13 protein-coding genes are annotated in these 12791 nt (G+C 36.9%); all 13 read left to right on the forward strand.

What is annotated here, in order from left to right; all coding sequences use genetic code 11:
- On the forward strand, nucleotides 1-282 hold a 282-nt coding region (tssD, locus tag ASU31_RS27795), incomplete at its 5' end, for a type VI secretion system tube protein TssD (protein ID WP_057935162.1).
- 348 nt (nucleotides 283-630) lie between these two features.
- The gene (locus tag ASU31_RS26015; RefSeq protein WP_057935163.1) at nucleotides 631-2496 is read left to right on the forward strand and encodes a type VI secretion system Vgr family protein; all 1866 of its coding nucleotides are present in this window, start codon (nucleotides 631-633) and stop codon (nucleotides 2494-2496) included.
- 1 nt (nucleotide 2497) lies between these two features.
- Nucleotides 2498-2662 (forward strand): hypothetical protein, encoded by a 165-nt coding sequence (locus ASU31_RS27675; protein ID WP_157258313.1) that lies wholly within the window; start codon nucleotides 2498-2500, stop codon nucleotides 2660-2662.
- 322 nt (nucleotides 2663-2984) lie between these two features.
- Nucleotides 2985-4271 carry a hypothetical protein gene (locus tag ASU31_RS26020; protein WP_157258315.1) on the forward strand — a complete coding sequence of 429 codons (1287 nt, stop codon included), beginning with the start codon at nucleotides 2985-2987 and terminating at the stop codon, nucleotides 4269-4271.
- Nucleotide 4272: 1 nt separating this feature from the next.
- A complete protein-coding gene (locus ASU31_RS26025) occupies nucleotides 4273-4731 on the forward strand; it encodes a hypothetical protein (protein ID WP_057935165.1) in 459 nt (152 codons plus the stop codon).
- Between the two features lie 57 nt (nucleotides 4732-4788).
- The gene (locus tag ASU31_RS26030) at nucleotides 4789-5745 is read left to right on the forward strand and encodes a hypothetical protein (RefSeq protein WP_057935166.1); all 957 of its coding nucleotides are present in this window, start codon (nucleotides 4789-4791) and stop codon (nucleotides 5743-5745) included.
- A gap of 4 nt (nucleotides 5746-5749) precedes the next feature.
- Complete coding sequence (locus ASU31_RS26035) at nucleotides 5750-6229, forward strand: DUF4280 domain-containing protein (protein WP_057935167.1); 480 nt, start codon at nucleotides 5750-5752, stop codon at nucleotides 6227-6229.
- A gap of 3 nt (nucleotides 6230-6232) precedes the next feature.
- Nucleotides 6233-8830 (forward strand): OmpA family protein, encoded by a 2598-nt coding sequence (locus ASU31_RS26040; protein ID WP_057935168.1) that lies wholly within the window; start codon nucleotides 6233-6235, stop codon nucleotides 8828-8830.
- A gap of 4 nt (nucleotides 8831-8834) precedes the next feature.
- A complete protein-coding gene (locus ASU31_RS26045) occupies nucleotides 8835-9515 on the forward strand; it encodes a hypothetical protein (protein WP_057935169.1) in 681 nt (226 codons plus the stop codon).
- Nucleotides 9516-9526: 11 nt separating this feature from the next.
- Nucleotides 9527-10309, forward strand: coding sequence for a hypothetical protein (locus tag ASU31_RS26050; RefSeq protein ID WP_057935170.1), 783 nt, complete (start codon nucleotides 9527-9529; stop codon nucleotides 10307-10309).
- Between the two features lie 190 nt (nucleotides 10310-10499).
- A complete protein-coding gene (locus ASU31_RS26055; protein ID WP_057935171.1) occupies nucleotides 10500-11474 on the forward strand; it encodes a hypothetical protein in 975 nt (324 codons plus the stop codon).
- Between the two features lie 3 nt (nucleotides 11475-11477).
- Nucleotides 11478-12410, forward strand: coding sequence for a hypothetical protein (locus ASU31_RS26060; RefSeq protein WP_057935172.1), 933 nt, complete (start codon nucleotides 11478-11480; stop codon nucleotides 12408-12410).
- Between the two features lie 295 nt (nucleotides 12411-12705).
- Nucleotides 12706-12791, forward strand: an 86-nt coding sequence (gene tssD, locus ASU31_RS28180) for a type VI secretion system tube protein TssD (RefSeq protein WP_280739895.1), incomplete at its 3' end; no start/stop codon positions are given.

Raw genomic sequence — 12791 nt, forward strand, 5'->3', positions numbered from 1 at the left:
GGTGGTACCATCCACATCGAAATCGAATCAACCGAAGATACTTCTGTGATCGAATCGATGGTAAACAACCAGTACAAGCCGCTTTCAGGAACATTGGTTTTCAAAAAAGGCGAAGAAGATGCTAAAATGAAGGAGCTGTCTTTCGAAGATGGTTATATCATCCAGTATAACGAGGGTATTGCGGTAAACGACAATACACCAATGACTTTAAGTTTTGTGGTATCGGCCCGCAAGCTAAAGCTGGGCAACGCAGAACACGAAAACGATTGGCCTAAAGCTTAGTCATCACTAAACATATAGTAATTAAAAGCACCCCGGTTTTTTCCGGGGAGCTTTTAATCCATTGCTATTTTCATCACCCTACATCTACCTATCATCCCAAATTAACATCCTTTTAGCGTTGTGATACATCACATTAAGCTATATCATAAATTATGCTCATCTATGTCTAACCACCTCAAACATATTGCAGTAAAAAACGATTACTATTTTGGTAAAATGTTTGATTCGGCTTCTACACAATATTCATCTGAACAGGCAGTTTACAAAAAGTGGAATCATTTTTAAGATGGCCACATATATTGCCAGGCCTCTGGCCCGAGGTAATTTTGTGAACAAGATTAAATCAATATGGAAAAGAAACTCATTGCAGAGATCAATATAGAAGGAAAAGAAATTACACATTTTGCTTCCTTCGTCCTTCAACAGGCTTTTAACGAACATCACTATTTTGAACTGCGCTTTAATCACGACCAGATGGGTGCGCCAGGACTGATCAGCTTAGATGATAGTCGCGATTTTGTGGGTAAAACCTTAACCGCCTCTTTTGGCCATTCGGCAGAAGGCATGCAGAATTTTGTGGGCCTGGTTTCTAAAGTTGAACTATCACAAAGTCATGGTTACCATGGTGTTTTAATTGTAAGCGGTTATAGCCCAACTATTTTAATTGATCGTGGACCTGATTTGGGTTCATATTTAGATAAAGACCTCAATGAGATCGTTAAATTGGCAACTAAGGATACGCCTGCCAATGATTTAAAAGTGGTGGCCAATGCCGCAAGAAATACATCAATCGATTATATTATCCAATACCGTGAAAGCGATTTTGCTTTTTTGAACCGCCTTTCGGCCGAATACCACGAATGGCTTTTTTATGATGGCAAACAGCTTAATTTTGGAAAACCCAATATACAAAAAGACATATCCCTGTTTTATGGCAGAGATGTTCAGGAAATGCAGTATGCAATGGAAATTGCACCGATAAAAAATAAACGGTTCTCCTATAATCCTAAGCAGAACGAAATGCTGCTGAGCGAGAGTACAGGTAAAGTAGATGGCACACCCGATTTATCCCATGCTGTAAAAGCTTCTAATCTTACTTTCAGCAAAACCTTCAACCAGCCTTCATTAATCAGGGTAGATAATAACAACGACATTAAAAACCTGGTAGAAAATGAAGAGAAAGCCAATACAAGTGAGCTTTTAAAAGTAACAGCCAGGGGCGATAATGCAGGTTTAAGCATAGGCAGTATTGCCGAAATTACGATGAGCCTCCGTAAAGAACTTGCTTTTACATCCGAAAGTCTGGGTAAATTTCTTATTACCAGTATTACGCATCATATCGACGAAAACGGCAAATACCACAATACTTTTGAAGGAAAAGTATCCACAACCGAACGTTTACTGGTAAAGAACTTCGAAAAACCACAACCAGATATGCAACTGGCAGATGTGATTGATAATAACGATCCACAAGGTCAGGGGCGTATTAAGGTTAAATTTAAGTGGGAGTGTTTAACAAACGACGTTACGGAATGGCTACGTGTAGTTACGCCAAGTGCCGGTGTTGGCGAAAGGGGTAATAACCGCGGATATTTCGCCATACCAGAAATCGATGATCAGGTGATGATTGCGTTCGAAGAGGGGAATATCGCTCGCCCTGTAGTAATGGGAAGTGTTTACCACAGCTCCAGTGTGGATAGTAGCCCTTTAATTAAAAACCACCTTAAAAGCATCATTACCAGAAGCGGGCATCTTGTTGAATTTGACGATGATGCGGGTACACAAGGCATAAAAATTACCGATATACACAATAATATTATCCATATCGATACCAAAGGCAATAATATAACCATTACCGCTTTGGAGAACATGACTTTAAACTGTAAGAATATGCAGATTAATGTAGAGGAAAATATGGATGTAAAGGTGGGTAAAAACATTTCAGAAAGTGCTGGTGAGAACATTACCACAAGTGCCAACGAAGACATTACGCAAACCGCCGGAAAAGATATCAATATCAGCGCCACTGGAGACATGAAAGAATCAGCAAATAATAAGACTGAAATGGTAGAAAAAGCATACATGAGAAGTGCTCAGGAATCTACACAGTATGCTGAAAAGGTAACTATTTTTAGCACTAAAGAAAACATGCTGTTGGAGAGTTCTGAAAAAACTGTAGAGATTAACAGTGCGGAAAAATCAAATCTTTTTTGATATGGCCATTAAGAAAATTGCTAAAAACCTGATCATTACGATTACTGATCAATATGTTTCCACTTCACAAACAGCATTTGAAACTGCTGAAAAGGTAGAGATTGTTGCCTTAGGAGAAAATTTGGTTTTAGCTTCAAACAAAAAAATTAATATCACCGGTAAATAAGCAGGCTATGACAAATGTAGTGTTTAAGAAGCCGAGGTTTGTAGTACCAGAGGCCACAAAAGATAAAACTATCGTTGATTTGGTGATGATGGTTGCAGGTACCACCGACCCTATAAATACTAAAGGATTAAAACACGAGGCAAATACAACTTATTGGGATGGCAAAGATAAAGACGGCAATGCCAGTCTTGTAAATTTTTGGGCAAAAGTAAAGGAATTAAAACCTCAATTCCACAACTTACACATAGAAGGAACATTTTTTAGCTGGTCTGGTGATAATGATACTCAGGAAAGAAACTTAGCTGCAGATCGTTTATTGGATTTGATCAAAAGAGAATACCCAGGTTTTAAAAGAAAGGAAGTACACCTACATTTAATAGGGCATTCGCACGGTGGCAATGTTATTAATCAGTTTACCAATTTAATTACGACAGAAAAGGGTAAAGCATTTCCAGAATTGTGGAAAATAAAAAGCATTACTTATCTGTCTACCCCCTTTTTTCAAAATAAGCACCAGTTAAACCATACTAAACTACATCCTGCCTGCAAAATTATCAATGTGCATAACGGATATGATTTAACACAACAGTTTGTCGCGGATTTTTCATTAATCAATCTCGAAGTTCTGATCCGGAATTTGAATAAAGGTAACTTTGATAAAGCATTAAAAAGGATAAAAGCTGTAGATTTTACAACCTTTGATGCATTAAGCGATTTATATATTGAGGATGATACTGAAGGGCCTGGTTTGTGGAGAAATATGGCCATTCTTTTAGATGGAATTAAATTGTTGATAAGTGCAGTAATAGATTATATTTTAAGTATCAAAACTGAAAGATTTAAAGTTGAAAAAAAACAATTTTTGGACTTATTGAATAGGATTTTAAATTGGGCTACAACAGCCCAAACTGTATTTTCAACAAATCAAAGCAGAAGAAGAGGCGGTTATGGGAGAGCTGAATTTTTTACCGATTTAAATTTATTGGTAGGGCTGAGACTTTTTAATGAAATTTTAGCGATAAAAACAGGTGAGAGTGACAGCTATTTACTTGGGATTTTAGAAACTTTATTTAAAGAAAATACTGGGATAACAGATAGTATTGAACAAACCGGTTGGAACCCCAAAAAGCAGACCAAAGGCCTTGAAATAATTGATGTTCCTATTACTGATTCTGACAGATACAACAGCAGAAAGAAAAAAGCAAATTTTGATGCTTTTTTAACACCTCTCCAATCAGCATTACAAGCCAAGAAATTAAGAGAAGTTTTGATGCGTTTATTAAGCCAGTTTATAACTGGGGATCAGGTTAAAGATATTCAAGACAAAATTAGTAAGCTAGAATATGTTGTTTCTGGAGAAAGTGATACCCAGTTAAAATTACTAAGAAAAACACATCTTCAAATTTATCGTAATTTGGTAACCAGGTATCATGCAGATCTGGTTGCTACTCAAGATTTAAATACCAACCTAATGGAAAGACCCGGTGGTATACCTTATTTAGCCACCATATCCCATAGTTTAAGTCACAGTCAATTTTGGGATAAAGCAAAAAATGGATTAAAAAGTGCATTTAGCTCAGGAATAAATCCGGGTTATAAAGGGAAATAATATGGAAGTTAAAAAGAAGAGTCTTTGGGTAGGTATTGCACTTAGTCTTATTGCAGTTGGTGTTATTTTTCCTATTGAAAAAACAGACTTTTTAGATGATTTGGTTTATACTTTTTCAACTTTATTAATTGGGCTATTGATAATCATTTACGCAATATCAGGGGCAAATTTTTTAAAAGTTATAGGCTTCTTATTAGGAAGTATTTTAATAAGCATGCTCTTCTGGTTTTTGTTTGAGCGGGGTGGATGGGGAGCATCAATTGCAGTCATTTGGGGAGGGATTCCTTCAGGTCTCATCTCGGGCATTTTATTTTTAATTGGTAACTACTATTTAAAATTGGGTGAAAAGAAAGAATATAAATACCTTAAACAATTGCTACTCTATTTCTTTATACTGTTAATAGTTTCTGTATTATTCAGATACGGAGGTGATTGGTATTATGATGTTTTTCAAAGCTAAATGTATATTACAGTATGTTCGATAATTCTTTGTAAAATAGATTGATACAGTTTTAAAATGGACATTTCAAATAAAACAATATATTATCCAGGCTTAAATGCCCTTCGTTTAGATTGGCCCGCAGAACTATCTGTAAAATATGGTGTTTTAATCATTTTTAATGAGGGTGAAGAAGATAGCAACGAAGTGAAATACGAAGTGCGCATTACCAGATTAAAACCAGGTAAAGATGGAGAACCTTTATTTCAAATCGAACGGATCAGTGATGTTTTTGTCAATGAAATCTTACCCGATCTGGTTGCCGATCGCCTTGCTTATGCTGCAGGAAAAGTATTTTATCCTTTGATAATTACTGTCGATCAAAACGGTGGTTTCCAAAGCATTTATAATCACCAGGAGATATTAAAAAGATGGCAATCTGTTAAAAAGAAGGTGTTGGATAATTTTGAAGGTGGTCTTGTAGAAGGCTATATAGAGCGGATGGAAAAACAGCTAACCAACGCTGATAGTATAAAACTGGCATTTTTAAATAACGATTGGTTTATCCACACTTTTTTTAAACCGGTTTATAAAGAATACGGTCAAAACCATGTAACTGAATCCATATATAAATTTCCGATAGCCAGGGGCTTTAACGTAGAAGGCTATCTAACGCGAGAGAAATTAGGTGCCCGATCCAATAGCTTTGGAGCAATAGAATTGATTCATGATGGTACTATTATGCCTTTGGAAGATGAATTATATATCACAAACAGGGCTACTGGTAGCTACGAAGGGTATTATCTTTTACATCCGAAATTTAAGCGGATCATATCTGTAGTTTCTGATTTCAGTTACGGAGCACAGGAAAAAGCGAAAGTAAAGGTGAAAATTGCATTGATTCCCGAAAATGACCAGGAGTTTGATCACGATTTCGAATTAGAGACCAATGTTAAAGGTTTGCCGGTAACAGAAATGGTGGTACTTGATGGCCCATCAAAAAAAGGATTTTGGGATCGTTTACTAAATAATTAAGGCAATGGCAGAGAAACATATTGTAGTTCAGGGGGCACAGTGTATGTGTAAATTTGGATCGGCGCCCGATAAACTCAAAGTGCTAACGCACACCAAAGAATATGCAAACGATAAAGATGGAAGCCAAAAATCAATAGCAACCACAATGGATATCGGCCCAACTTTTGAAAAGAACATGTTTGGCTCTTGCTCAAAAATGTATAATAAACCCTGTAATGCGGTGGTAACCAAATGGTCGGGGTTTTATGAAGATACCATCCTTACAAACGGAGGTAAAATTTTGCTCGAAGATAGCAAAGCTACCTGCCCAATAGGAGGCACCGATTGCATTGAGATTGTTCAGCATGGTCAAAAAGCAGAAGCCTCAAAACAAAACTTTAATAACGCAAATAAAGACGTACAATCACAGCTCAATCCCATGTCAGAATCTTTAGATGAATCTGCAAATAATTTTAACGGTGTAGAAGCGAGTGTTAAAGCATAACGTATGGCAAAGGGAATAAAGAAAATTATTTGGACCGGCGAAGGTAAAGTATATAATGCTAATAAAGGATCTATACCTGGTCAGTTAGTGGTAGTAGCTCCCGATCAATATGTTTGGTTCAAAATAGGAGAATGGCAGCCTGGCACCACCGAACAAGATAGAAAGAAAGATGTAAAATGGGCCGTTTTTAACGAGAAAAGTGTCATAGACCTTCAGAAAACAATACCCAGCAATTTTAGCTATGGTTACCGGATACCCAAAAAATTATGCGGACCATATCTGTGGTACATCGAGGCAACATGGAGTGGGAATTTTGATAGTAAATCAGGCTTAAAGATCAGGGGTGAATCACCTGCAAAAATAGTAGACAGCAGGTGGACTCAAAATGAAGGAGGAGCAGATGTGCGCAAAACTTACCAGTTTTCATACGGAGAACTCATCTGGCTCAGGCTCTTTACCGAAGGATTAAATGGCTATGATAATGTAGAGGTGAGGGTATTCAGAAAATTGAGATCAGCATTAGGTCTATGGCCAAAAGATGATGAAGAAACCCGCAAAATTTATCGGGTAAGTGTAACTAATGGCGAAATTAACCTAAAAATTCCCAATACGTATTCATGGTACCAATCTATGAATGATAGATCGGATGTGGAGGAGTTTTATGTGCGTGTGGTGCATCCCGTAACGGGTAAATACATTGAAGATACGGGTGGTAAAGGTGATACTGCCCATGCCCGGTTTTTAAGGATAAAAGATAAACTTAAATCGCAGGTAGTAGACATACCCGAAAACAGAACACCTGTTACCATTTACCAGCCTGATAAAAACGAGGCAAGATTTGAGCTGTGCAAGTTTGAACAAATTAATATAACAGAAGAAGGAGGTAAACCCGAACTCGTTTTCGATAATGGAAGTGGAGTTAAAAATGTTATCGATAAACGGGAAAAAACGTTAGAGTCTATTATTTTTAAATTTGATAGTACGGAACTTTTGCCCGAGAGTCTTAAGCAGCTTAATAATATATTGCGGTTCTTGCTCGAACATCGATACAGTACTATTCAACTTGATGGTTTTGCTTGTGTAATCGGTAAACAGAACCATAACAATGTATTATCAGAAAACAGGGCAAAAACAGTAAGAGAGTTTTTTATCAAAGGAAAATTAGATCCCAATCGGATCAAAACAGCCGGACATGGAGAGGTAAACCCCACAGACGATAAAAAAGGGCGGGATAATATTAAATATAGAAATGAGGCAGACTATCAGAATAACCGGAGGGTAGATATTGCTTTTGAATATTACGGGCATAATGCACAAACCATTATTTATGAAACTATAGTTGGTAATAAACCAAAAAATATTACGGTAGAACCCGTAAAATTCGACACCAAAGCTTGTTTTGACCGTAAAAAGCATAATAAAACCATCAAATTAATTAACATTGATGTAAAAGCTGAGAATGAGGGCAAAATTACGGTTCCGGCGGTATCTACCATGAGTAAGTTTAATGTTATTCCATTAAATTACATTTGGCCCAGGCGTAATGGCATAATGAATAATTACTTGGTCCACATTCATACCTGTAGATACTTTTCAGTTCCAAATAATCCTACCCTTGCCATCCATGTTTATTCCGATATCAAATGGACGGTAGAATTTAAATGGTCGCACACGCAGTCTTTCGCGTATTCTTATGGCAATAAATTATACGGTTACGAATTAAAAAACGCCCAAAATAAAGCTATTGGTGCGGTAATAGATGCAGAATGGTCTAAAAAGTACGGTGAAATGGCACAAAAGTTCGAGCTTTCATTAACCGGAGAGTGGACCGCGGCAAATGGCAGTAAACAAAAAGTAGAGTTTGGTAAGGAATGGGAAGAACGTATTGCTAAAACCCTACGTATTTTTAATAAAATCAAACAGCTGGCCGATGATGTGGTTCAATCGCCAGTGGCAAAAGGGAAATGGAGCTTTGAGGTAAAACCACCTGTTATTGCTTTTTCGGCACAATGGTACCTCCAAAAAACAAATGGTAGGGTTGGTGAAATTGTAGAGATCGGTGCTGATACCAAACCGCTTGTTGAAGCCAATACTTTTATCGATCTGTTCAAGATTTTTGTGGAGTATGGTGGAAATGCCATTTGTCCCGGGGCCGGAACAGTAATTAACTGGGTACTCGAAAAACTTGAAAAAAATGTCCAGATTACATTTTTAGTAACTTTTGGTGGAGCAATCAATATTAATGGCCAAACCAAAATAAATGTTCTCTTTCCTAAAGAAACCACTGGCAATGTTAAAGTTACAGGTGAGATAAAGATTTCTGTAGAGTTTAAGGCATTGGCTAAAGCCGGCACGGCGAATATGGGTGTTGAAGGTGTGTTAACAGCCGATGTTAAAACAAGCGTAACCGGCGGTATTGAGGTGGGTGCCGATAAAACCGGGATCTATGCCAGTCCAATCGCGTCATTTGCCGGTATTAAAGCTAAATTTGTTGCGGCTACAACAGTAAAATTCGGTTTTATTAAAAGAACATTCAGCTACGAAGGCGAGTCTGTTATAGTAAAACCAGATGAGATAAAATTCGAAAAAAATTATATTTAATACTATGAAAATAAAATTATTGTCATTCACTTTATTACTAGTGATTTTAACATCTGCCTGTAAAAAAGAGGTTATAGATATTGCGCAGTTAACCTTCAATAAACCATTGGATATTGATTTAAACAGTTATGCTTCTCGGGTGGAAAACCAGAATGGACATATCGAAGTTTCGGATGGTGGTTTTAAAACAGTTGATAAGGGCGAAAAAGTTGTTAAATATTCTTTCGATGAAAAGGAAAGCGCTAATCTTAAATTCGACGGTGCAGCAATTAGCCCTTCATTTGGGGCAGTTATTACCACCTATAACAACCTATTATCGTTTGCAACATTTACCGTTAATGCAGAGCAGACTGCTGGCAGTATACAATATCTCAAGAAAAAATTCGGGAAACCTGATAGTGCCTCGGTAAACAATATCATGGCAGAAGCGCTAAGTGCCAAAACCAAGGCAATGCTTAAAGAAAGCTTTCCCGAATATTATAAAGAGTATAAAAATGATTTCAATAGTATGGTTGTTGATTATCCACAGGTAACTTCATGGGTGAAAAATGATGTCCTATATCGGCTAACACTAGATCCGGTAAATAATAGTTTAAACTTTAAACTCGATATTATTACTAAAAAAGCATTTGAAGACACCGTAATTATCGGGTATCATAAAAATATTGACAATCCTTTTAAATAACCGAGCAAGGCATGATAAAAGAACCCTATTATTTAGTTGACTTCAATGTCTCTCTTGCAAATTTCGATATATTGATCAATGATGTGCTGGCCTTTTCATATGATAGCGGGGGGAGCATTTACTCAAATTACCCCATAAATCATTTTATACTGAACAGTGGAGCCCAGCAGGTTAAAGTGAGGTTTAAGCCTTTGGCAGATTCGCAAACGATACATCAGGATGCCGAAGCTATTATTAAAATACAATACCTTGATGCTTCAACAATGGATAAGGAGCAGCTTAAAACGGTATACGAATATAAAATGCAGCAGGCTAAAGACGGTAAATTGCCCCTTTTAGAGTCTATTGGAGAATTTAAGGCAGAGGTACCTTATCAATTAATAGGCTGGACCAATGCTGGTATTATCGATGTTGAAAATGAAGCTGCTATCGAGAAGGTACACAACTATTATCGTCGGATTTATACACTTTTTAAAGATCAGGATGTGAATGTGCTTGCATCGCTCTTAAAAAAAAGGTATGAAGAAACAGATACATCTATGTACCTGGCAGAAGATAATATTGCCGGACTGAACAGCATTTTCAAAATGCTTGATGCTGAGGGTTATGTGATGCAGGATTTCCCGGAAGTGCCAAGGGTAGAGTTTTACGCAAAAAATAGGGTGGTAAACTTAATCAGGGAGGATAAATCTCCGATTATTTCTTATTTAAAAAGGGAAGAGAACGAAGAATTTGGTTTTCCATTTTACATACACCTGCCAAAAGGCAATAATGGGTTCGAAATTATCCGCTAGATGTAACATTGCCAGAAATAAAAATTATGAGAGGAAGACTATTATTTAGTCAATTAAACAGCATCTAAGCACAAGAGCTGTTTTAAATTTTAGCCGCCAAAAGTTAGTGCTCCCAAAAACGGATAAATGTTGAAGCAGGCACCCTTTTATCATTGATAAAAGAGCTGTGCATGCATGAAATTGAGTATTTATGACATATGTTAAGTTTGGAGATTATAGTTCATCGCAAGAGCCTAAAGAAACGGTAAAATACGTTTATTACACACGTGAAGGTGAATACCTGGGTGGGGTAGCGGGTAGTGCTAAAATTTTTATTGCCACTAAGAAAAAGCATGATCAGGCGGTGGCTGCAAAAAATTGGGATGCTCTGAATGATGAAGCTAACTTGGTTAAATACGATAGTAAAGCGTTAGGTCATGCAGACTTCAGATACATTGCTTACATTATAAGTCACGAATCAGGCAATGCTGATATAAAAGAGCTCAGATGCGTGGCCTTTACCAGTCATAACAGGGCTGTTTCTACCAAAAAAAACTGGCGTTCGTTGTTGGCCTCCGGTTATTCCTCTGTACCAAATAAGAAAGAACTTCCTGATAATAATGATAACAAATCAAAATTGGCACGATACGCAGTATTGGATGTTTGCTTTGGCGTGAAAGATATTACTGATGGCGCTGAGTTTTGGGATGGAACCGATTTTCTAGCATGGGGTAATTCTGAAACAAATCCTTACAATAAACTGGGACAGAACAAATTTGACGAATATAAATTCATTGAAATTCCAAAAGCGATTTATGATGGTTTTGTAGCTGCGAACGGTACATCTGCCAGGTACAAAGATAAGGGTAATCATAATGAAAGTACAGACCAAGGCACGCATGAACATCTAAAAAAGAAAGTTAAAAAGCCAGTACCTGGACCAGATGGCGAGCAGTTAAAAGGCGCTGACGGTAAACCACAATTTAAAGAAGTTGAAGTGCCTGACAGCATTAAATATGCCATTCCATCAGCCGACTTTGAAGATCAAAAATACTGGGTAAGTGGCAATTTTTATTATGATACCAACGTAAAAACCTCAAATGGTATTTCTGCTACCATCACTGCAGGCAAAAGTATTTTCTGGAAAACAACACCAAACCGCTTAACAGCAGCAACAACAAAATGAAATATGACCAGACTGATATCTGCCTGTATTCTTAACTTGTTGGTTGTTTTTAGTGTAGTAGCACAACAGCCACGAAAACCAGCAGTAGTTTGTAATGGCATTTTACTAACCCGATTTACGGAAGTCAAATCTGAAGGAGTCAAAGAAAAGGATACGAGTAAAATCTTATATGTACAGAATAGTTTAAAGGATAGCCTGTTCATATATAAAATAGCAGGTGGCATACGCTCTGAAGCTACGGCCTATAGTTTATCGAACGATCGTAAAGGTCTTTACCTGCGCGCTAAATCCATATTAAATGGTGCGGGCAGTATTGAGCCGTTAAAGATTACCTTTTCCGATGCAAAACATACCGTACTTATTAATCAAGATGAATATAAATTATTCCCCGAATTTTATGCTAAGGTTAAACAGCAGGTAGGTAAACGGCATTCCGTTATTGGTTTGTTCAATCTTATGGAAGATTATTTAGAAGATTATTCAATCAATGATATCTATCTGGTCTTATTGTCCGATAGCCACGAAAGATGGGGGAAAGGTATCCGGCAATCCAAAATTACCACACAAAGAAACCAATCTGACCTAAAGGATACCTGGAATTATAAGTACCAGTATAACTGTTCAGGTAAATTGGAATTAGTTAAGGGCACATCGGCAGAAGAAACACATTTTAGTAAAAGAATGAATTACCTCAATCCAGGTCTGATTGAAATTAACATTTATCGCAATACCGAAGACCGGCAGATTATTTCGCGTAAAGCTTCCTATGATCCTTTAAAACTTAACCTGCTCAAACAAACAGATCATATTGAAATAACTGGAAAAAATACAGAGGTGATAATTACTACAACCATCGGCAGAAAAATTTTAGGAAAATTAAAATCCTTGCGCATGTCTCAGGCTGAAGTAATCAGGTTAGTGGATTTAAATAAATAAACAGTTAAAATTATTTTTTTGTCGCAAAAAGTAACACCCTGCCCTAAAATGCTACAGTATTTTAAGCTATTGTGTGTAGTGAAAATGAGACGTTTCATGGTTTCGAAAAAAATACATTTTTTTTCTTGGCAAAAATCTGCATTCTGCTAGCCCTAGGATAATATTTTCGAAATAGACATGGGTGTTATCAGCTATAGATGAGCCACATGTACAATAATTGGCTTAATTTTTGGTTTATATATGATGTAGCGGAGGCTACAATAAATTAAATTTTTAACCTTTAAATTTTAAAACTATGGCTTTCAAAGCTAGATTAAATTTTTCAGGCAAGGAGTACGATGTGCTTCATTGTGCCTATGCGTTAAACCGTGATGTAGATGC

The organism is Pedobacter ginsenosidimutans (genome assembly GCF_001442625.1).
Taxonomy (GTDB): domain Bacteria; phylum Bacteroidota; class Bacteroidia; order Sphingobacteriales; family Sphingobacteriaceae; genus Pedobacter; species Pedobacter ginsenosidimutans.